Origin of the sequence: Psychrobacter sp. DM4 (assembly GCF_051307035.1) — a bacterium.
GTDB lineage: Bacteria > Pseudomonadota > Gammaproteobacteria > Pseudomonadales > Moraxellaceae > Psychrobacter.
Map to the genome: position 1 here is coordinate 2,365,992 of NZ_CP195536.1, position 22,204 is coordinate 2,388,195.

Below are 22,204 nucleotides of genomic sequence, written 5' to 3' on the forward strand. Positions count from 1 at the left end.
TCTCTTCTTTGTCAGTTAAAATCTAGTAAATATTGAGCATGCCATGAGCGACATGATTGTCCTAAAAGACGTGACCAAGAGTTTTTTGAGCGACCGCTCGATCAAGGGCGCAGATGGCAAAGCTCATCGGTTTACCGCCGTTGAGCCAACCTCACTCTCTATCCAGCAGGGCGAAATATTTGGCCTCATGGGATATTCTGGCGCGGGCAAATCCACCTTACTGCGTCTGATCAATTTACTTGAGCGTCCAGATAGCGGTCAGGTGATTATTAATGATGTCGATTTGACAGCATTATCTGCCAGCGATTTGCGCGTGGCACGGCCCTTTACTATCATTAAGGTGCTACTCAACGAGTCGCGCTCAGGATTAGTGTTGTCAGTGACTATTTTATGTATCAGTCTGCTGTCATATTCGGCAGCAGCAGGTATGATTGGCGGCGGCGGTCTGGGTGATTTGGCGATTCGTTACGGCTATTATCGCTATCAGACTGAAGTTATGGTCTTTATCGTCGTTATGCTCTCAGTGATGGTGGTATCTATTCAAGCCTTTGGCAATTGGTTAGCGACGCGTTTAGACAAACGATAAAACCGTATGACTACTTAAATAAAACTTATCTACTATCAAGGATACCTTATGAAATTAACAGACATTAGTCGTCAATTGGTACTTGCTTTGGGCGTCGCTAGCGTATCAGGTTTGGTACTCGTCGGTTGCAACAACTCATCAGCGCCAGAAGCTACCAAAAAAGCACCTGCCGCATCAGGCAATGATATCGATCCTGAAAAGAGCAAAATCGTTATCGGTACTACCGAAGGCGACTTTGCTGATATGGTACGCAACCAAGTCAAAAGCTCATTAGAAGCGCAAGGCTATGAAGTTGAGCTTATTACCTTTACCGATTATGTCCGTCCAAACTTGGCATTGGCAGAGGGTGATTTGGATATCAATATCTTTCAGCACAAGCCTTATCTCGATACATTCAAGACTGAAAACAACCTAGATTTGGTTGAAGTGTTTCAAGTCCCAACCGCCCCACTTGGCATCTATACTGGCAAAAAAACCAGCCTTGATCAGGTTTATAAAGGCATGAGGGTATCGGCTCCCAATGATCCAAGTAACTTTGCTCGTGCTCTTGTCATGATGGATGATTTGGGCTGGATTACTCTCAAAGATAATATCGATCCATTAACGGCGTCAAAAACGGACATCGCAGACAACAGCAAATACGAGATCGAAATCATTGAGTTAGAAGCCGCGCAATTGCCACGCGCTCGTGATGAAGTTGACTTTGCGGTGATCAATGGTAACTATGCCACTGACGCGGGTATTGAATTGACTAGCGCTTTGTTCCAAGAGCCAAGTTTCAATTATGTGAACTGGTCAGCGATCAAATCTGCTGATACAGACAAAAAATGGGTCCAAGACATTACCAATGCCTACAACTCAGATGAGTTTAAGACGTACGCAAACAAAACGTTCCCAGGGTACAAATACCCAAAGATATGGAATCCTGAAACCGCGACAGTTACCGCCTCTGCTGGTACGGCAACTGCTACAGGTCAAGTCGCTGTTCAGTAATTGAATCTGAAACCGACGCTCTGTTCAGACAAAATGCCTATTACTGATAAGTGATGGGCATTTTTATTGTCTTATCTTTATAGTCGTACGCGGTTGTCTCCCTCTTACGCTTATTGACGAATACTACTAACAGCCTACTAATACATATCGAATAATAAGGTGTGACGTTACAGCCTGTTTGTCCTTTGTAGGAAACCGTCAACCACCCTTTCATCTGACTACGACTGCGTTTATAGTAGATAGCTGAAACCAAGGTTGAAGCAAATCTTGCGTTACCGATTTTAACGACAACGATAGTTTTAACTTTTTAATTTAGAAATTTAAAGCTATTGATCATAAGGATAATAATATGAGTAATAAAAACTATAATATTCGTACGGCAGGGCAAGCCAATATTCCCGTACTCGGATTGGGTACGTGGCAATCTACTGGACAAGACTGTGTCGATGTCGTGAGCCAAGCCTTACAAATGGGCTATGAGCATATTGATACAGCGCAAGCCTATGGTAATGAAAAGGAAGTTGGTCAAGGTATCAAGCAATCAGGTGTGGCTCGAGATAAGTTCTTTTTGACGACCAAAATTTTCCCTGATGATATGAAGTTTGAACCAGAGAAATTACAAGAAGCGGCTAAGCGTTCTCTAAAAGATTTGGATGTCGATTATGTAGATCTATTACTGCTACATTGGCCAGACGATCGTGTGCCATTATCTGAGACCATTCCAGCATTGTGTGAGCTGCAAAAACAAGGCCTGACGCGCAACATCGGTGTTTCCAACTTTAACATTGCTAATATTATTGAAGCCAAAAAATACGCTGATGTGCCTATTATCGTCAACCAGGTTGAATTTCATCCCTTTATCAAGCAAGATACTTTGCAGACATTCTTAGGTAATCATCATATTCTGCTAGAAGCCTATTCGCCTCTCGCGCGCGGTGATGTATTTGACAATGAAGTAATCAGAAAAATCGCTGATAAGCATAACGTGACCCCAGCGCAGATATCGCTTGCTTGGATATTATCAGACAAAGACCGCGTTGCTATTCCAAAAACGTCCAATCCTGATCATTTACAAGGCAATTTAGATGCTATGAAAGTACAACTTAGTACAGATGAATTGGATGAAATTAGCAAGCTAGCTACTAGTGACGGACGTAAGATCAAGCATCCTGATTATTCGCCAAAATGGGATGACTAATAATATATATTAATTCTATTTTGAAGTAGAACGTCACTCAAAAAAAAGCCACTGATAGTGATATCAGTGGCTTTTTTTTGGGTCTAACTACTATCTTGAACAGATAATTTTACTGTTGTAGCGTTTGCGTTTCGTGTATAGGCTGAGCCGGATTGTATTGCTCAGAGAGAGGCATTACTCTAGTACGATTGTTCTCTTTCATCGATTTGGCAACCTCTGGTGGCATATAGTTTTCATCGTGCTTGGCCAATACTTCCCCTGCGACAAAAGTCTCGCCCTGCATTTTTCCCGTAGCAACAACGCCTGAATTTTCGGCGAATAAATCTGGCAAGATACCTTGATAAGTCACAGGGACAGTCGCCGCAAAATCAGTAATGGCGAACTGTACACTCAAGGGGTCGTCAGGTGCGCGCTGTACGCTACCGGCAACAACCATGCCGCCTGCCCGAATACGCTTGTCTTGTGGCGCCTCGCCCTGAGATATAGCCGTAGCATCAAAGTAGTAGTCCGTCTGTTGCCCAATGGCATAAAGGACTAGTACTACCGCAATCGCAGCACCTGCAAGCGTAAACATAACCCACATTAATTTTTTGCGTCGCACAGCGTTCATAGCACTACCTCATTGACGAATAACTTTTGAACAAATTGATATACAAAATTGATAGCGTAAAAAATATAGATACCAGCCACAACTCCGCTTTCATTTTATCTTTATGGTAGCACTCTTACTATTAATCAATGAGTCTATTGCTAGTCTATAGCACTCATAAGTACGATATCGAAACAATAAGATAGATTGGGTCAACAAACTAGAATAGGACTAGAGGACTTTTGCTCAAAAGACTGTGTATTACTAAACATACAGCTATGAGATGTTAGGGCGTGTTTGATAATTCATAAATGAACACTGCTGATCGCTAAAATTGTTCTAGACAAGACGCAAGTCGAAGATAATGTTGATACCTTAGCTAGACTTGCAACACACTGCTTATATAGAGCTGAGGGCAATTTTAGCATCAGCCCCTCTTTATAAATAGCTAGGGACAGGACTCTTTTTTGTCGCTCCTTTGATAAAAATAGACGCTTAGAAGACTCGTCTTACTATTTTTATCTTTGAATCGTCTAAAAAATAGTCTCTGTCAGCGACATGATCGAATGTTCAATACGCCCTAGGCTTTTTAATAGTAGCGCTTTCACTTACGGCACTTTTACTAATAGTACTGCGCTGAGCTTGACGTACCTGCTGGATACCCAGCTGCTTGATAAGTGCCTGTCTCTGGCGGCGGCTGTACCAAATAAATACCAGCATTGCGCCAACCGTCATTGCCCAGCAAGACCAGACAAAAACACCATGATTACCCATAGCAATAAATTCAGAAAAACTATAAAAATAAGGCTGCATATATTACTCTCGCAGGTTATTTGTGTTGACCACGTAGATATTCTTTGACCCAAGCTTTGCCTTGATCACGCTGCAAAATTAGCGTATTGGTACGGTATATAGCAAGCGTTGCCACCAGCAAATAGCTGCCGATAATCATAAGCAGTAGCGGCATCCACATATCAGCGGACATCTTTGGCGCTTCGGTTAACGTAAATGTCGCGCCTTGATGTAACGTATTCCACCACTCAACCGAGTATTTTATAATTGGCAAATTTACTGCGCCAACGACAGATAATATAGCGGCAGCTTTACCGCGATTAGCCGTATGCTCAAACGCTGCAAAGAGTGCCATCACGCCTGCGTACAAAAACGCCAAAATCAGCATAGAAGTCAGACGCGCATCCCATACCCAGTAAGTACCCCACGTCGGCTTAGCCCAAATAGATCCTGTCAACAGACTGAGCACACACAACAAAAACCCTATCGGTGCTAACGCTTGCGCGACTAAATTGGCGGTTTTTATTTTCCAAACCAAGTAGATGACCCCAAGTACCGCCATAGCAAAGTAGATGGAGATTGCGATACTCGCCGCTGGTACATGGATAAAAATAATACGATAGCTGTTGCCTTGCAAGTAATCAGGCGGCGCAAAGGCCAGACCCCAAACGCTACCGATAAGTAGAAAGAGCGTTGCCAAAATGCCCAGCCACTTCACCCAAGGCGCAAAGGTACGAAAGAACTGCTTGGTGCCTACTGTGGTCAAAAAACCTTGCCAAAGGCGCTGCCACAAGCTAGGAGACGAGACGTTATTTAAATTGGGCATAGTAGAGCACCTATTGCGCCTAATATTGATAAAAGGTTTTGATAATAAGTAGTGATAAAAAGCAGTGTATTGATAAGTAATATCAAAAAGCAAATGGTATAAAAGAGCTGTCGCTTCTTTATGTGCCTATTATAGCAAAGTTGCCAACGCTCGCCATCTTGTTAGTCTACTGATGGGGTAAATCAGTCATGCTATCAGTTCAGCCAAGACATCTTGAGAGTCAAAGCAATCACCCACGGCGTCACCAGTACTGAGACGATACTGCCTGCTAGCAATAGCGCTAATACAGGTAAGCCGTTAAGACCGCTGGCAAACAAATCGACTGCGCCAGTAGCAAAAATCAATACGGGCAGCTGCATCGGGAGCGCAATCAGTGGCACAAGTACTGCGCCGTTTTTGAGCGATAATGTCAAGCTACTGGCTATAGCAGATAGCATCAGTAGCATCGGGCTACCGGCAAGGATAGATGCCATCAAGATACCAGCATCAAACCAGCTTAGGCCAAACAAAGGCACGGCAAGTAAGCTTAGTACCGCGACGATACCACTACTAAATAGCCAATGAATCGACAAACGGATAAGCACCCACAAGGGCAGTGACGCTTTTGCCACAACCAGTTGCGCCAAGGTGCCATTATCAAGCGCGGGCTTAAATAAGCCATCGACGCCCATAACTAAAGATAACAAAGCTGCAATCCACACCGCAGGTACGCCTAAACGCTGCAATAGCTGTGGCTCGGTGCCGACCGATAAGGGAAACAAAGTAATAACGACTAAGAATAACACTAAAGGATAGAGCCACTGTACCGCGCCTTGCTGCTTGACGTGCCATTCGCGCCGCCACAATTGCACAAAGCTGATTTGACGCAAAGTAGAGGTATTTGCTACGCGATTGATTTCTCTGTTTGCGTTGTTTGCATTGTGATCTACAACTGCTGGTTGTGCTCGACTCTCTAACATCATACACCCTTTCACTTATCGCATTTAAGCCATGTACTCTGACAAATCAAGCATTTGATCCGCGACGCCAACCGACTGATGGCTGGTCATCAGTATCGACCCGCCTGCCGCTGTAAACTTGCGTAGTCTATGCTCCATACGCGCGACCATATCGACATCTAGTGCCGTAAAAGGCTCATCAAGTAGCCATAGCGGCGTGATATCAGGCGTTAATAAGTACAGCCGAGCCAAGGTAATTCGCCGCGTCTGACCTGCGGATAGATGACTTGAGCTTAAATCCTCAAACCCTTGCAGACCTACCCACTCTAGCGCCTCGTTAATCTCGGTAAATGTCGGCGATACGCCATACAAATTCAGTAAAAATGTCAAATTCTGTGCCACAGTGAGACTCGGATGAATACCTAATTGGTGCGAGACATAGAGCGGCTGCACGGGTAGTCCAACTTGACCTTGGTAATGCACCAAGCCCGTTAGCACAGGTAATAGTCCTGCCAGTTGCATAAGTAGCGTCGTCTTACCCGTACCATTAGCCCCTATCAGATGACAGATATCCCCCGCAGCCAAGTCAAGATTGACGCTGGTGCATAGCGGCAACTCTCCACGTTGAACCGTCACATTATCAAGTGTCAATGTAGACATATTTGCTGTGTTTATAGCTATGGATGAATCAGATAAAGGCGAAGCGGTCATCAAAATCTCTTATGGTTTATAATGTGTGAGCTCAGTTGTTTTATTGATATCGCTTGGCAAATAAACCAAGCCGTAAACAAGTATCACAACAATAATCAGCACAACTCGCCCGTTCGTTCATGGCATAATACATTTTGCGCGTCACTGCCCACATTATAACAAATTGTTGACTACTATGGCCTCAAAACATATGCAAACCCCATCTATTGAAGACACCTCTATTACAAACGACTCTGCAAATATCGCAGGTATAGACGGCTTAATACAAGCACAAGTCACTTTTATGCGAGAGTGGCTCCGCGGGCAAGCCGAGCCATTGGCGCTTGAAGCGTGGCATTGGCTTGGCGCGCAGCCGATGAGCCGCTACATTAGTAGCCTAGATATTCAGCATCTAATCAACAATTGGCTCCTCACTCATCCGATAAGTGAGGTTGTCCGTAAAGACATTCGCGATATTATGCATACGGTCATTTATCATCCTGTCAATGATACTATGCCACTACGAGAGCTAGTCGATGACACCCAAATTGAGACTCTTGCTACTTATATTGGCAGTCATGATGAGCAGCGCAATGCTCTGATTCACAGCTTTATTGGTAACGAAGCGTTTGCTGATCTATTGACCCAAACCTTGTACCACGCTATCAACGACTTTATGGAAACTACGCTCGATAAGGCAGGCGGCGTGGGTAAACTTATGAAGATGGGACGCAGCTCATTTGAAAGAGCCACCAACAGCAATCTTGATGGGAAACTGCAAACCTACTTACATCGCAATATCAAAGATTTGACGCGGCGTGCTGAGAGCAATGCGCAAGAGCATCTATCAAATGAAGAAGTCACGCGCATGCTAACAACGGGCTGGGCACGCATCAAAGACAAGCCTGTTAGTGAGTTACAGACTTATCTCAGTGATGAGCCAAACCATAGCAGTATCGATCATATCGAGGCAAGCATCCAGCAAAGCTACAACCGTTTGCGCATATCGCCTTATCTGCATAGTTTGATAGCCGCCAGCGTCGAGACATGGTTTGCCACTCATCAAGATGACACGATTGCGAGTTTGGCCAGCAGTTTGTATATTGACGAGCAAGCAGTAGCGCAGGCCAGCCAAGTCCTGTTACCACTCGCCCATGATGCTATTGACAGTCCTTGGTTCAGTACTCATATTGAGCAGATGCTCCACGCTTTTTATGCACAAGATACTATTAAAAGTAGTCTGGCAAATGGGTTATTATCTGACAGCTAAAATCAGTATTTATTTGATAGTTGTATTTACTTGAGTCTGTTGAACAGTCATAAATGAACATCGCTGATAGTTCAACAGACCCTTATTACTATGAATCATCGTTAACGATAAGCAGTCACTACCGCAATTATGAGCCACGACAACAAACTCAGCTTATGGCAAAAACTCAAACGGTTATTGACCTCACCTGCACCGCAGCCTGCATCGATTGAGCGCTCGCAAACAGCCGAGCGACTACAGACTGCTGATAGAGCGTCGCAAGATACCCCCTCTATTGCTAAAGCAAACCCTAAAGTCTCTTTAGTGAAACCGCGCCCTGCTAGCCCAATTGTCGATACCATCAAGCAGTTTTTGCAAGACAAGCATTGGCACTACACTTACTATCGACCTAGAGCCGATGATTCTCAGCAGTCGCATCATTTGTCTTTGCGGATGCGTAACGGGCAGCTTGATTGCGGATATCTGTTTCGAATACAAGAAAAGAACGCTTTACTGGCTTTTTACGGTATCTTGCCGTTTATGATACCTGAGAGTCATCAGAGTGCTGCGATGCTACTGGTCACCCAAATCAATTACGATATGATTATTGGCAATCTAGAGATGGATGTACGTGACGGCGAGATACGTTACAAAAACGCTATCGATGTTGAAGCTATCGGCTTAGATGACGATATTATCGAGCAATTGCTCCAAAGCGTAGTGGCGATGACGACGGTGTCTTTTGAGATCTTTGATGACTTGCTCAACTTTGAGAATCCAAGCGAAGATATCCAAACTTTGCTCCTAGAATTACGGCAACAATCAGACGCACGTACCTTTTATTTACCGACGCAGTTTGTACAATAGCTTTTATAAATGTGTTTGACAGCTCTAGCTTTTATTATTTCGCCCTCATCAAACTTTTTATCTTAAAACCAAACTATCTTAAAACCGAAAACACCTATGCTAAAAATTGCCTACTCAGATATCTTTCGCTATTCGGTACCCGACAAGCACCGCTTTCCTATGCAAAAGTATACGATGATTCCTGAGCGCCTGCTGCGTGAAGGTACGATTACCCCTGATAATTTCTTTGCGCCTAAGCGCTTGAGTGAAGATGAGATTTTGACTACGCATACGCCAGAGTACTGGTACAAATTGAAGACTCAAACCTTGACGCGCAAAGAGGCGCGTCCGATAGGTTTTGAGATGACGCCTGAACTGGTCAATCGTGGTCGGCATATCGCTCATGCCACTTATGAGTGTGCGCTATACGCTCAAGAGTATGGCGTAGCGATGAATGTCGCAGGCGGCACCCACCATGCTTTTGCTGATCATGGTGAGGGGTTTTGTGTGTTGAACGATGTGTGTATCGCTAGCAACTTATTACTGAGCCGTGAACAGGCAAAACAGATTTTGATCATTGATTTGGATGTGCATCAAGGCAATGGTAATGCCAGTATCATGATAAATGAGCCGCGCGTTTTTGTCTTTAGTATGCATGGTGCCAAGAACTATCCATTTCGTAAAGAGACCTCTGATCTAGATATCGAATTTGCCAACGATACGGGTGACGAGGAATATTTACAGGTGTTGCACGATACTCTACCGCGTCTAATCCGTGATGTTGCACCCGATATGATCTTTTATCAGTCAGCGGTAGATGTATTGGCAACGGACAAACTCGGTAAGCTTGGGTTGACTCAAGCGGGTTGCAAAGCACGCGACGAGTATGTCTTGCATCAAGCAAAAGCTGCGAGTATTCCAGTGGCTATCGTCATGGGCGGCGGTTATTCAGAGGATATTGAGGATGTGGTCGAGGCGCATTGCAATACCTTTCGCGTAGCACAGCAGATTTATTTTGATAAAGCTACTCAATGCAATGAGGCGTAAGAACAAGGTATAAATTTTATGGCGAAAATATTGATTGTTGTAGGTATTGCGTTTGTTGTTATCGGTATCATTTGGCTGCTATTTCCAAATGTATTTTCTTGGATTGGTAATATGCCAGGAGATATCAAACACACCTCAGGCAATACCCGCGTGTACTTCCCGATTGTCTCTATGATTGTCATAAGTATAGTAGCGACTATTCTGTTGAACCTATTTAATCGTTAAGTATAAGTACTCTTGATATACATATTGAATTTGGCAATACCGTCTAAGTGCTGTCATTATTTACCGCGTTTATCGTAATGCTATAGGTGAAAATCTGTAGCGAAAACGCTGGCAGCGAAAGCACTACTAGCCATGCCGGCGCTGCCCGATAGTCTCACCGATAATAGTAGCTAGCTGCTTAGCAATATCATCTTTACTGGCCTTGTCTAAGCTTATCGCCTCGCGCTCATAGTCTTTTGCAAAAAATACTTGCATGGCATTGTCGTCGCTAGCAAAGCCAATGTCTGAACGTGAGACATCATTACACGCGATGATATCCAAATCTTTTGCGACCAGCTTGCCGCGCGCGTAGTGCTCAACATCTTGTGTCTCAGCGGCGAAGCCCACAACGAATAGTTCAGGATGAGCAAGAGAGATAGTCGCTAAAATATCAGGGTTTTTGACGAGGCTTAAGCTCATAGCCTCTTGGGTTTTTTTGATTTTTTGCGGAGCTGCTTCTTCAGTACGGTAGTCGGCGACAGCGGCAGTAGCGATAAAAATATCTGCCACACGCGTATCATGTTTTTCGGACGTATTATCATCCGTTTGTACATCATCACAGTCGCCATGCTCATGTTCGTGTTCGTGAAGATGAGCGTGCGCGGCATAGGATTGATGGTCTGAATTTGGCGTCTTATCTATGGCCACAATAGCACTGTGCGTCCCTTCAACACACTGCTGCGCGGCAATAAGCATATCTTTTGCAGACAGCACATCAATACGTGTGACCCCAAGCGGCGTCGGTAGCGCCACTTTACCACCTGCGATTAGAATGACCTCAGCGCCAGCGTACTGACACGCTTGCGCTAAAGCAAATCCCATCTTACCTGATGAATGATTGGATAAATACCGTACTGGATCTATCGCCTCGACCGTCGGTCCTGCGGTGATGACCACGCGCTTACCCGTGAGCAATTGCGGTATATGTCTTTGCGCGTTAAACAGCAGCACCTCATTAAGTAATTGCTCAGGCTCAGGCAAACGTCCAGCGCCAACATCCCCGCAAGCTTGCTCACCGCTTGCAGGAGTGATGATATGATAATTCATATCGCGTAGGGTCTGTATATTGAGACTGACCGCAGGATGCGCCCACATTTGCTGATTCATCGCAGGCGCTATGATGACAGGCGCGGTCGTCGCTAGACATACCGTTGTGAGCAGATCATCTGCCATCCCCATCGCCAGACGAGCTAGCGTATTGGCAGACGCTGGAGCGATGACGACGAGATCCGCCCATCTGGCCAGTTCAATATGACCCATGCCCGCCTCAGCTTTTTCATCGAGCAATGAGGTATGTACCTCGTTACCTGTCAAAGCTTGCAAGGTCAACGGCGTGATAAAGGCTTGCGCGCCCGTTGTCATAATGACGCGCACATCAAACCCAGCTTTGATTAATAAACGGGCAAAAAAGGCAGATTTATAAGCAGCGATACCGCCAGTAATTGCGAGTACGATATTTGACATAAGCAGGTCATCAATTAGATAAAGGATTAAAATTGCACATATAGTAACAATTATGCGATAAATTAGATAAGGTTTTGCGTATTAAGAGTCGTAGGCCTTCATTCAGAAGAAGAACTTACAAGGAAACATAATGGCGATTAAAGACTGGCATGAAGATGATAGACCGCGTGAAAAACTATTAAAATTTGGCGCCGCACATCTATCAGACGCTGAAGTTTTAGCCATATTTTTGCGTACGGGTACGCAGTCGCAGTCTGCTATCGAGCTGGCACGCCATTTGATTGATCATTTTGGCAGTTTAGCTGAGCTACTGGCCGCGCCCAAAGATAGGGTACTCGCCTGCCACGGTATCGGACCTGCCAAATACGCGCAGATATTAGCCTCCCTCGAAATGGGCACCCGTTATCTGGACAGTAAGCTCAAGACAGGCCAAGCGCTCGGACGCTCACAAGTGGTCAAGGACTATATCAGTACCCAACTGCGCGGTGAGCATCGTGAAGTTTTCGCCGTACTGTGCTTAGATAACGCGCTTAACTTACTTAACTTTGAGATACTGTTCACAGGCGGCATCTCGTCTTGCTCAGTTTGTATCAAGCATGTGCTGCGTCATGCTCTGAGTCATGCAGCAAGTCAGCTTATCATCGCTCACAATCATCCGCATACGGATGCCAAACCATCAAGCGCTGACAATACATTGACTCATGAGCTCAAAAAAGCCTGCGATCTATTAGATTTATCTCTAATAGATCATATTATCGTTGGTCGCAACGAGACATTATCTTACGCTGAGAGCAGCTTGACACCCTTTAATTAGGATTTTCTTGTATATTTTTATGCTAATAGATAGTCATCAGCGAGCTACTATACTAGTCTGTAAGACAAGGCATGCGTCTTATTCATTCTTATCGCTACATATTCTTGCACTTTATCTATTGATAGTTGTTAAGAACGCTTTCATAGTAGTAGACAACTTTGTGTAAGTCATTTGTAGACGATATTAGCGCTTATCTAATGTCGTAGATGAGCATGTTTTTACTACTTATACTCTCAATTAGGCTTAATACTTAATATTAAAAAGGAGACAGTCATGGCGATTGGCTTATTCGTTCTAGCAGTACTTATTCAGCTAGCCATGATTCTGGCTATCTTCTTACTATCTTTGTCTCGAGTGACTGGCAGCGTCGTCGCTATCGTCACTGTCGTCGTTACCGCTTTTATTAGTCCTTGGTCATTGATACTGGGTGCGCCTTTGGCACTTTTGTGTCTCGTACTTTTGATCGCGCCTCTTCGCCAAGCCTTGATTACCAAGCCTGTCTACAAGACGCTAGCAGGTGCGATGCCAAGTATGAGTGACACTGAACGTGAAGCGCTCGATGCAGGTACTAGTTGGTGGGAAAAAGAGCTGTTTATGGGCGCGCCGAACTGGGAGAGCTTTGCACAATATCCTTATCCCAAGTTGTCTGATAGAGAACAGAGCTTTATTGATAACGAAGTTGAGACTTTGTGCTCGATGCTCGATGAGTGGCAAATCACGACAGAGTACAAAGACTTGCCACCGCAAGCGTGGCAATTCATCAAAGATAACGGCTTTTTGGGACTTATTATTCCTGAAGAATACGGCGGATTAGATTTTACGTCCTACGCTCAAAGCCGCGTCATGAGTAAAATTGCCTCGCGCTCCCCTACTGCTGCGGTCAGCTGCATGGTGCCAAACTCCTTGGGTCCTGGTGAGCTACTCATGCATTACGGTACCGACGCACAAAAACAGCGCTGGTTACCCGGTCTTGCCAAAGGCCAGGAGATTCCTTGCTTTGGACTCACAGGTCCTGAGGCAGGCTCTGATGCAGGCGCCATTCCTGACACAGGGGTAGTCTGCTACGGTACTCATGATGGCAAGCAGGTACTCGGCCTACGTATGAACTTCTCCAAACGCTGGATTACCTTGGCTCCTATTGCAACGGTTGTCGGTCTGGCGTTTAAAATGCACGATCCAGAAGCACTACTTGGCGATCCTGACAAGACTGACTATGGTATTACTTGTGCGCTCGTGCCTGCCGATCATGAAGGCGTCGTCATAGGACCACGCCATTATCCTGGTGGCTCGCCCTTCATGAATGGTACGGTCGATGGCAAAGACGTATTTATTCCTTTGGAATACATCATCGGTGGCGTCGAGAACGCAGGTCGTGGCTGGCGTATGCTCATGGAATGCCTGGGGGTTGGACGTGGTATCTCACTGCCTGCACTATCCACATCAGCGAGCGAGATGAGCTATTTGTCTGTTGGCGCATTTGCAAAAGTGCGTGAGCAGTTTAAAATCTCAGTGGGTAAGTTTGAAGGGGTACAAGACGCTACCAGCCGTATTGCCAGCCAAACTTATATGTTAGAGGCCTTTCGTCATCTAGTGACTTGTGGTCTGAATCAAGGCGGTACGCCTTCGGTTATGACTGCTATGGCCAAATACTATGCGACCGAAACCATGCGCAGCGTCGTCAATGACGGTATGGACGTAGTCGGTGGCCGCGCTATTCAAATGGGTCCACGTAACTTCTTAGCCATTCCTTATCAGGCCATTCCTGTTTCTATTACGGTTGAGGGTGCCAATATTCTAACCCGATCCCTCATGATATTTGGTCAAGGGGCGATGCGCTGTCACCCATATCTCTTCGACGAGTTACAACTTTTACAAAGCGAAGATAAGCAAAGCGCGCTCAAAGAATTTGACGGTTTATTCTTCAAGCATTTAGGCTATACCTTTAATCGCGGCGCTAGAGCGTTTGTCGCAGGTTATATCGGTGGTAGCAGCAAAGCGCCAAGCTTCGCTGACAAATTTACTCGTCCCTATTACAAGCATATCAACCGCTTAAGTGCTAGTTTTGCTTTAACTGCTGATATGGCACTTGGTCTACTAGCAGGGGATCTAAAGCGTAAAGAGATGCTCTCAGGGCGCTTAGCAGATATTCATGCTCATCTATTTATTGCAACAGCTATTTTGCAATTTTATGAGCATGGTAGTAAGTCTGAAGCTGAGCGTTTGCACGCTGAAGTGGCGTTGCAAAACAGCTTATACACCATTCAAGAAGCCTTTGAATCCTTCTTTGAGAACTTCCCTAATCGCATGGCAGCAGCACTTGTCGGCTTTGTCACCTTTCCTAGTGGACGCATCTTTACGCCACCAAGTGACGAGCTCAAAGCCAAGCTTGGCGATACCTTTATGGATGATTTTGAAGCCAATCCATTCCGAGATTACCTAAAAACGATGGTGTATTACAATACCGAATCTGACGATGTTAACGGTCGCATGGAGAACGCCTATCAGACGCTATTATCCATAGAACCACTATGGCAAAAGTTTAAAAAGGCGGAGCACAAAGGCAGCTTTGAGGGCTTAACCTTTGAGGATCATGTGGTTCAGGCCAGCCAAAGTGGAGAGATTACCGAAGATGAGGCTGAGCAATTAATCAATTATAATGGTCTACGTTTTGATTCGTTATTGACGGATGTATTCGATGAGCATCTTTTAGAAGCGCAAGAGCGCTACAATCCGCATACGCTTGAAAATGCGGTTCATCAGCTGACAGATTATGCGCAGCTCAAGAGTGAGGCACAAGCTGCTCACAGCGTCGATGACAGTACTAAAGAGCACTCCGAGCATCTGGCAACTGCAGCTGAGACTCAGGAGTTAGCGACTGATCCTACGGCTACAGACCGTAGTGATAGCACTGAATCTTCAACACACACTAATGAACCAACGGGCGATGCCAACCCCAACCACGGTTACGAGAGTGACGGCGATGTAGAGATGGCCCGTGAGAAGGATTCAATAGAGGAAAGTCAAGCGCAGACGAATTTTAGCGACGTAAGTCCTAATAAAGAAGCCCTGACTCATCGTCATCGTGACGCTGAATCTATATTAAGTGCTCGTATGAATAGCAATCATAGTCGCAACGATACCGATGCTACTGATACTCGTAATGCTACTGATAACCACAATGCTATAGACAAGCAAGCAACAGATTCTGACGCTTGGAAAGATGGGCTACGCCGTGATGAAAGCGACAATGCTTAAAGCGGCAATGATTAAAACGTCAGGGCTTAATTGAGCAAGAGATGATCGTGCCCAAGCTATTCTCAGGGTTATCTATCAAGACCTTTTTGTCAAAAATGCGTGAAGTACAGATCTTTGCTTTTAGTACTTCAAGCTCAAATGCAACGATTCCGATCACCTTGCGTACGGTAACCAAGCGCATGGGTGTTGATAATTCGGTGGCGTCGTTCACTGTACCCTTTGGTGCCACGATCAACATGGATGGTACGGCTATCATGCAGGGGACGGCGACTATTTTTATCGCTAACGTCTATGGCATTGATCTAGGTGTGACTGAATATTTGACCGTTATTTTGATGTCAGTACTTGCCTCTATCGGTACTGCTGGTGTACCCGGCGTAGGACTCATCATGCTCTCTATGGTGTTCTCACAAGTTGGCCTACCTATCGAAGGTATCGGTCTAATCTTGGGTGTTGATCGTATTTTAGATATGTTACGTACGGCGGTGAACGTCGGCGGTGATGCGGCGGTGACTAGTATCGTCGCTAAGTCTGAAAACAAGATGAATGTTGCTATTTATAATGACCCTCATGCTGGCGCCAAAGATGTCTTTGATGGTCATATCGATGAAGAGAACGAGCGCGAGTTCTCTAAAGTGTTTAGCGATGGCATGATGGGTAGCGATTACGATGATATCGATCGACGACGCTAATCAGTCCTGTTGATTTACCGAAATAAAAAACCTCAATCATACTGATTGAGGTTTTTTAGGTTTAATCTTTTAATAAGATAAAGCATAGTGGAGATTAGCCAAAGACATACTTGGTCACCATCGCCAAACAGACCAAGACGATTACTGGACGAATGAGCTTGCTACCGCCTTTCACCACCATGTGCGAGCCAAAGTAGGCACCGATAATCTGTCCGACCATCATTGCCAGCCCTACTTTCCATAGCACATTGCCGCCCAATATAAAAAATATAAGCGACCCTATATTGGTTGATAAATTTAGTACCTTTGCCGCGCCCGTTGCCTCGATGATTTGCCGGCCACGCAGCGCGACATTACCTAGTGCAAAAAACATGCCTGTACCAGGTCCAATATAACCATCATAGAACCCAATTAGCGGCGCAACTACCTTTTGCCATTTACCTTCTGAGATACGCGGCGTCGCTTCTACCTCACCTAGGTTTGGCGCAAACAAGGTATAGATACCAATAGCAGCAATCAAAAAAGGAATAAGGGTTTCAAGCAAATCTGGCGGCGACAACTGTACCGCAATCGTCCCTATAACCGAGCCGATAAACGCAGCAAAAATCGCCGCTTTGATACGAGCGGGTTTTACAACGCCCTTTTTTATCATAGTAATAGACGCGGCGAGCGCCCCTGAAGCCGCTTGCAACTTATTGGTGCCTAGCGTCAATATGGGCGGTATATTGGCAAGTAGCATCGCAGGTATGGTCAGCAGGCCACCGCCGCCCGCGATAGCATCGATAAATCCTGCCAATGCAGCGACTGCCGTTAGCATCAAAATCACATCCAAAGATAGCGATATATCCATACAACTTGCCTTAATCATGCCATTAGAGGCGCAGCTAGTAACGCTTTAGAAATGGTGAAATTGAACAAAGTCTGTTAAATTTGTTATGACTGGCATTCAATAGTTAGCGTACACTATCATGTCACTGTTTTATATTCTATGATAAAGACTTTGAAGATTTGAGATAGTAAAAAACAGCACACTATTATAAAAGAAAACACCAATAAAGATATTAAAGCTCGAATGAGCAACTGCTATAAACTGCTCGATATCATTTTTGATACGAATGGTTTGATAAATATAGTTGGATAAGATGGTATAAAGGTCGCCATTTAAGTTTAGTGTATATTTTGTGGATGAGGATTTTATGGCAATACGACGGATCAAGGCATTTTTTGAATTTGAGGCGGCAGGCGGCATTATCTTAGCCTTAGCTGCCGTTGCTGCAATGATTATTGCCAATACCCCACTGAGCGAATGGTACAACGGTTTTATTCATGCGCCCGTTGCTATTCAGTTCGGTGATTTTGAGATTGCAAAGGACGCCCGTCACTGGATCAATGATGGTCTGATGGCGGTATTCTTTTTTTTGGTAGGACTTGAGCTCAAGCGCGAGGTGCTCGTTGGTGAGTTATCTAACCTCAAACAAATCATCTTGCCTGCAGGCGCCGCAGTCGGTGGTATGGTCGCGCCTGCCATTGTGTATATACTTTTTAATTACCATGAGCCTGAATACCTAAAAGGCTGGGCGATTCCTGCTGCCACTGACATAGCTTTTGCCTTAGGTATACTAAGCTTGCTGGGTAATCGCGTGCCCAATTCGTTGAAGATATTTTTGGTATCTATTGCCATTTTTGATGATATTGGTGCCATTTTAATTATTGCGCTATTTTATACTAGCGATTTATCTTTGTTCTCTTTGGCTGTTGCTGGTGCCTGTTTGCCATTTTTGTATATCCTCAATCGCCGTAACGTGACGAATATCACACCTTACATCTTCTTCGGTATTATCATGTGGATTGCGGTACTCAAATCAGGCGTTCATGCGACTTTGGCAGGGGTCGTTTTAGCACTATTTATCCCCATGTTCGATCGTACCGATCCTGAGCACTCGCCACTAGAGGAGCTTGAGCATGATCTGCATAATACTGTCGCCTTTGCTATTTTGCCTCTATTCGCTTTTGCCAACTCAGGTATCTCTCTCAAGGGCGCAGGTTTCAATGAGCTTTTTCATTCGGTTCCGCTAGGTATCGCAGCAGGCTTATTCATCGGTAAGCAAATAGGCGTTATGGCGATGTGCTGGCTCATCTTTAAGCTCGGTCTATCAACGATGCCAAAGGCGATGAATTTCAAGCAAATATATGGCGCTGCATTACTGTGCGGTGTCGGTTTTACCATGAGTTTATTTATCGGTGGTCTGGCATTTGGCGGCGGTACGCCAATGTTCGATGAGCGCTTAGGTATCATCATGGGCTCGATTGTCTCAGGTATTGCAGGCTACCTTATGCTCAAGCATACGCTAAAAGAAGAGATCAGTAACACCTCAGTCGATCTCACCCGTCACTAATTTGCCCACGTATGATGAGTCTAAAGGCCAACACAAGACTCATCGTACGCTACCAATTTATGACATATGGTTACGTTTAAATTTATGCATAATGGTACATTACTATTATGACTTTAAATACGACTTCTCAAGACCACAATAAGTCCTCTTATGAGCCTTCTATGAGGTCTCGTTCTTCTGACTCAAACTATCAGCGTCATGGACGGACGACGTCTATCGATGATCATAGTGATTTGCAAGTATTGCGCCGCATCAGACGCTATTTGTTGCCCAAAGACTTCGTTATCTCGCAAACTCTACTTGATGAGATCGTCGCAGGTTACGATATTGGCGATCCTATTGCTGATAGCTTAGCAACTGATGACATACGTTTCGCTAAACCACTAGAGCAGTCTATCATAGACGATTTTGTACTCGATACGGATACGTCCAATCATCAATCCTTTATCGCTTTGACCGGGCAGTTTAGCGCGCAGCCTTCGTGGTTCGATCCGAAGCTTGCTGAGGTTGGCGCTATCGCTTATCGGCGTTATCCTCTGATGCTCATTTGGCTACTGCGCAACGTGGCACTAATGGCGGGCTATAGCATCCCTGCTCTCTCGTTACCGCTCTTACAGACTGGCGCGCTGATGCATGATGCGCTACCGCGCTTGATGCGTACTTATGCTTATATACTTGCTGTTTCAGAACATCCGCAGCTATCAAGCGATGTCGACCGCGTACTCGCTGTTGGCTCAGAGGGCTGGCGACAGTCGATCAAGGTACGCCAAGTACATACTTTGGTACGTCAAAGTTTGCTCAAGGGGAAGCTTAAGCTCTCAGATGATGTCATCGCATACAGAGATCAGCATCATAATTCGGACGGTAGTTGGAATAGCGACTATTGGGGTATTCCGATCAATCAGACCGATATGATTGCCACGCATTTGCAATTTTCTCTACTGATTATGCGTGGTCTGCGATTGCTAGGTGCACGTATGAGTACCGAGGAGGCCGAGGGTATCTTGCACCTATGGAATCTTGCCAGTTATTGGATGGGTGTAGATTTGGAGCGTCTGCCAAAAGATGAGGCGGCTTGCTGGGAGTGGCTCTATACTTATCTGTCTATTCAGCAGCTTGATTTTAAAATGGGACAGCCTTTAGCAAAAGCATTGCACGACTTGCCACGTCAGCTTATGGGTGAGGATAATCGCCGTGGGCGCTTTGTGGAGATGGTTAATGCTAGTGTCACGCGTACTTTAGTCGGTGACGATATCGGTGATGGCTTGGATTTACCCAAATCAAAAATTCGCTTTGGAGTGCTGTCTTCTGTGCCTATTTTATTTGCATTAGATACCGCACGCCAGCACAATAGTACTGCTGCGCGTAAGCTTGAAGCGTTTCGTGCCAAACGTCAGGATAATATGAACTGGTGGCTCAAAAAGAACGACAATTATTATAAGTAATTAGCTAAGGGGTTTAACGATCGATATCTGTCCCTGAATCTTGCATACGGTAATACCAATCAAGCTGTCTATCAAAACCTGTCTCAAGTAAACTTGCCAATACCTTTCCTGTCAAACCCCAAACGGTTTCACCTTCAATCTCCCAGCTAGGCGTCACGATGGTAGCGGTCTGCTCGAGCATCGTATACTCGATTGCATACTCAACAGTAGGCTGAGTAATCAAGCGCTCAAAGTCTGCCCAAAAGATACGCGCAATTTCTCCAATCTCAGGCACTAGTTGCAGGTTAGGCTCAATCAGAGCGACGATAGGCCGCACGCTCATGCCGCTCTTTGAGGTTTGGATAGGTAGTTGACCCAGCAACTGCACTTTGTTCGGGGGTAGCGCCGTCTCTTCACACGCTTCACGCAGCGCCGTTATCACATTGTTTCCATCATAACGCTCGTGCTTACCGCCTGCGCAAGACACCTCTCCTGCATGACTATTCATGTGCGCTGCGCGCCGTGTCAACAATAGCTTAGGGCGTGCCTCATTAGTAATCGCGACCAATACCGAGGCATCAGCAATGGGCGTCTGGTATAGACGCTCTAAAATACGTGCGCTTTGAGAATAGTGCTCAGCATCACCGTGCAAAGTCTGCGCTAGCATCTCGTATTGCATACGCTCAGCCAGTTGCCTGAGCACTGGCTGATGAATATAAGCGGGCAATGCCACTGACAAGTCATCAGGGAGGATAAGCGGCTGCGGTACGGTCATTTTAATAGCCCTATAGGTTAAAGATAAATATTAAATGTTGTAACGCTATTATTGACAAGAATTAAGAGCATCTAACAGTGAGGTATAGAATGTCCACGCGTAGTAGAGTAGCTCCGCTCTGACATTTAGAGAGTTATTGTTATATGATTTAGGATACCTGTGTGAACAAGGTTTTCTCATTGAGTAAAATGCAAAGCAAACACGATGACTGCCCTCAAAGATTACCATTATTTATTATAGTTCTCGCATGGCTTGGAGGTACGCTTGCTACCGCAGCACTCGCGCTAATAGGCAATTGGCAAAACGTTGCTATGATTTTGGGATCTTTTGGTGCCAGCTGCTTACTCATCTTTTGTTACCCAAAGAGCCCTTTGGCTCAGCCTAAGAACATCGTTGGCGGTCATGTCACCATTACCTTTACAGGCTTAGCATTTATGTCTTTATTCGGTATTGAAATGATGCTCCTTCAATATAGACTAGCTGACTTTGATACTTGCTGCATGCTCTTTATGTGACTGCTTATAACTCACTCTTTAAGTAAGTAAGCGTCCTATAAATAGTATCGAGCCTTGATTAAGCTGGCGCTATGGATAACCATTTGAGCACAGATAATAAATGATGTGTTCCTGTTATCGTCACTCAGTTGAATACAAATTTGTGCTATCTTAATGCTAGAAACCATACTCATTGACGTCTCTGTATTTATGAAATATAGACCAAAGATATCTCCTCTTTTATTTCAATTAAAAGGCTGTAAACATGCAATTTTGTCTTCAATGCGGCCACGAAGCTGAGCGCAAAATACCTACCACGGATAACATGCCGCGCTTGGTATGCCCTAATTGTCACTACATTCATTACGAAAACCCAAAAGTTATCTGCGGCTCGCTGGTTATTCATGAAGGCAGAGTGTTACTGTGTCGCCGAGCGATTGAACCGCAATACGGTCTGTGGACAATACCAGCAGGGTTTATGGAGAATGGTGAAACCATCGCTGACGGCGCGGCACGTGAAAGCTTCGAGGAGGCAGAAGCAGTCGTTATCAACCCCCAATTGTACTGCCTGTATGACATCCCTGACATTGGGCAGATATATGTGATTTATCTGGCGGATCTAAAAGACGGTGCTTATGGTATTGGCTCAGAAAGCCTTGATTCAGCGTTATTTAGTGAAGAAGATATTCCTTGGGACAATATTGCTTTTGAGGCGGTACGCCGCACTTTGACCCACTATTTTGCCGATCGCAAGCAGTTCGATAACGTCAAACAATTTCCTATTCATCAGGAGTACGTCGGTAAAGATAAGAGTATCAAACGTTATTAATCCTCCTCGTTACTCATAACCGTTACGCGACTCAATGTGAATT

General features: G+C 45.1%; 22 protein-coding genes. 14 read left to right on the plus strand and 8 right to left on the minus strand.

Features of this window, described 5'->3' with window-relative positions:
• Window positions 1-43 precede the first annotated feature (43 nt).
• The 3 genes from ACR64G_RS10090 (at window position 44) to ACR64G_RS10100 (ending at window position 2,777) form a co-directional block, all read left to right on the plus strand.
• The gene (locus ACR64G_RS10090) at window positions 44-586 is read left to right on the plus strand and encodes an ATP-binding cassette domain-containing protein (RefSeq protein ID WP_435979167.1); all 543 of its coding nucleotides are present in this window, start codon (window positions 44-46) and stop codon (window positions 584-586) included.
• A gap of 48 nt (window positions 587-634) precedes the next feature.
• Entirely contained in the window at window positions 635-1,579 is a 945-nt protein-coding gene (locus ACR64G_RS10095; protein ID WP_435979168.1) for a MetQ/NlpA family ABC transporter substrate-binding protein, read from the plus strand.
• A 349-nt stretch (window positions 1,580-1,928) separates the two neighbouring features.
• On the plus strand, window positions 1,929-2,777 hold the full coding sequence (locus tag ACR64G_RS10100; RefSeq protein ID WP_435979169.1) for an aldo/keto reductase: 849 nt from the start codon (window positions 1,929-1,931) through the stop codon (window positions 2,775-2,777).
• A 109-nt stretch (window positions 2,778-2,886) separates the two neighbouring features.
• On the opposite strand, the gene ccmE is transcribed toward ACR64G_RS10100, so the two are convergent.
• The 5 genes from ccmE to ccmA all read right to left on the minus strand — a co-directional run bounded on the left by ccmE (window position 2,887) and on the right by ccmA (window position 6,582).
• Complete coding sequence (gene ccmE / locus ACR64G_RS10105) at window positions 2,887-3,387, minus strand: cytochrome c maturation protein CcmE (protein ID WP_435979170.1); 501 nt, start codon at window positions 3,385-3,387, stop codon at window positions 2,887-2,889.
• Between the two features lie 549 nt (window positions 3,388-3,936).
• Entirely contained in the window at window positions 3,937-4,179 is a 243-nt protein-coding gene (ccmD, locus tag ACR64G_RS10110) for a heme exporter protein CcmD (RefSeq protein WP_435979171.1), read from the minus strand.
• A gap of 16 nt (window positions 4,180-4,195) precedes the next feature.
• A complete protein-coding gene (locus tag ACR64G_RS10115) occupies window positions 4,196-4,984 on the minus strand; it encodes a heme ABC transporter permease (RefSeq protein WP_435979172.1) in 789 nt (262 codons plus the stop codon).
• A 194-nt stretch (window positions 4,985-5,178) separates the two neighbouring features.
• Entirely contained in the window at window positions 5,179-5,946 is a 768-nt protein-coding gene (locus ACR64G_RS10120; RefSeq protein WP_435979173.1) for a heme exporter protein CcmB, read from the minus strand.
• A gap of 21 nt (window positions 5,947-5,967) precedes the next feature.
• A complete protein-coding gene (gene ccmA / locus ACR64G_RS10125; protein WP_435979174.1) occupies window positions 5,968-6,582 on the minus strand; it encodes a heme ABC exporter ATP-binding protein CcmA in 615 nt (204 codons plus the stop codon).
• Window positions 6,583-6,823: 241 nt separating this feature from the next.
• On the opposite strand from ccmA, the gene ACR64G_RS10130 reads away from it, so the two are divergent.
• From ACR64G_RS10130 to ACR64G_RS10145, 4 genes are all read left to right on the plus strand, one after another.
• Window positions 6,824-7,882 (plus strand): hypothetical protein, encoded by a 1,059-nt coding sequence (locus ACR64G_RS10130; RefSeq protein ID WP_435979175.1) that lies wholly within the window; start codon window positions 6,824-6,826, stop codon window positions 7,880-7,882.
• Between the two features lie 129 nt (window positions 7,883-8,011).
• A complete protein-coding gene (locus ACR64G_RS10135; protein ID WP_435979176.1) occupies window positions 8,012-8,728 on the plus strand; it encodes a YbjN domain-containing protein in 717 nt (238 codons plus the stop codon).
• 96 nt (window positions 8,729-8,824) lie between these two features.
• On the plus strand, window positions 8,825-9,754 hold the full coding sequence (locus ACR64G_RS10140) for a histone deacetylase family protein (protein ID WP_435979177.1): 930 nt from the start codon (window positions 8,825-8,827) through the stop codon (window positions 9,752-9,754).
• Window positions 9,755-9,772: 18 nt separating this feature from the next.
• A complete protein-coding gene (locus tag ACR64G_RS10145; protein WP_435979178.1) occupies window positions 9,773-9,979 on the plus strand; it encodes a DUF2905 domain-containing protein in 207 nt (68 codons plus the stop codon).
• A 126-nt stretch (window positions 9,980-10,105) separates the two neighbouring features.
• On the opposite strand, the gene coaBC is transcribed toward ACR64G_RS10145, so the two are convergent.
• The gene (coaBC, locus tag ACR64G_RS10150) at window positions 10,106-11,482 is read right to left on the minus strand and encodes a bifunctional phosphopantothenoylcysteine decarboxylase/phosphopantothenate--cysteine ligase CoaBC (protein ID WP_435979179.1); all 1,377 of its coding nucleotides are present in this window, start codon (window positions 11,480-11,482) and stop codon (window positions 10,106-10,108) included.
• 130 nt (window positions 11,483-11,612) lie between these two features.
• Between coaBC and radC the strand changes: the two genes are divergently transcribed.
• The 3 genes from radC to ACR64G_RS10165 all read left to right on the plus strand — a co-directional run bounded on the left by radC (window position 11,613) and on the right by ACR64G_RS10165 (window position 16,243).
• Window positions 11,613-12,296: a RadC family protein gene (gene radC / locus ACR64G_RS10155; RefSeq protein WP_435979180.1), complete on the plus strand. Its 684-nt coding sequence runs from the start codon at window positions 11,613-11,615 to the stop codon at window positions 12,294-12,296.
• A 273-nt stretch (window positions 12,297-12,569) separates the two neighbouring features.
• Entirely contained in the window at window positions 12,570-15,551 is a 2,982-nt protein-coding gene (locus ACR64G_RS10160) for an acyl-CoA dehydrogenase (RefSeq protein ID WP_435979181.1), read from the plus strand.
• A gap of 41 nt (window positions 15,552-15,592) precedes the next feature.
• Window positions 15,593-16,243, plus strand: coding sequence for a dicarboxylate/amino acid:cation symporter (locus ACR64G_RS10165; protein ID WP_435979182.1), 651 nt, complete (start codon window positions 15,593-15,595; stop codon window positions 16,241-16,243).
• 94 nt (window positions 16,244-16,337) lie between these two features.
• Here the strand turns inward: ACR64G_RS10165 and ACR64G_RS10170 are convergent, their stop codons facing one another.
• The gene (locus ACR64G_RS10170) at window positions 16,338-17,093 is read right to left on the minus strand and encodes a TSUP family transporter (protein WP_435979183.1); all 756 of its coding nucleotides are present in this window, start codon (window positions 17,091-17,093) and stop codon (window positions 16,338-16,340) included.
• A 346-nt stretch (window positions 17,094-17,439) separates the two neighbouring features.
• Here ACR64G_RS10170 and nhaA point away from each other — a divergent pair, with 346 nt between their 5' ends.
• Window positions 17,440-18,639, plus strand: a complete 1,200-nt coding sequence (gene nhaA / locus ACR64G_RS10175) for a Na+/H+ antiporter NhaA (protein ID WP_435979184.1) — start codon at window positions 17,440-17,442, stop codon at window positions 18,637-18,639.
• Between the two features lie 161 nt (window positions 18,640-18,800).
• The gene (locus ACR64G_RS10180) at window positions 18,801-20,084 is read left to right on the plus strand and encodes an oxygenase MpaB family protein (protein ID WP_435979185.1); all 1,284 of its coding nucleotides are present in this window, start codon (window positions 18,801-18,803) and stop codon (window positions 20,082-20,084) included.
• A gap of 13 nt (window positions 20,085-20,097) precedes the next feature.
• Here the strand turns inward: ACR64G_RS10180 and ACR64G_RS10185 are convergent, their stop codons facing one another.
• Window positions 20,098-20,838 carry an NUDIX hydrolase gene (locus tag ACR64G_RS10185; protein WP_435979186.1) on the minus strand — a complete coding sequence of 247 codons (741 nt, stop codon included), beginning with the start codon at window positions 20,836-20,838 and terminating at the stop codon, window positions 20,098-20,100.
• 161 nt (window positions 20,839-20,999) lie between these two features.
• Between ACR64G_RS10185 and ACR64G_RS10190 the strand changes: the two genes are divergently transcribed.
• Both ACR64G_RS10190 and ACR64G_RS10195 read left to right on the plus strand, forming a co-directional pair.
• A complete protein-coding gene (locus ACR64G_RS10190; RefSeq protein WP_435979187.1) occupies window positions 21,000-21,353 on the plus strand; it encodes an HPP family protein in 354 nt (117 codons plus the stop codon).
• A gap of 244 nt (window positions 21,354-21,597) precedes the next feature.
• The gene (locus ACR64G_RS10195; protein WP_435979188.1) at window positions 21,598-22,161 is read left to right on the plus strand and encodes an NUDIX hydrolase; all 564 of its coding nucleotides are present in this window, start codon (window positions 21,598-21,600) and stop codon (window positions 22,159-22,161) included.
• The last annotated feature ends 43 nt before the right edge of the window (window positions 22,162-22,204 follow it).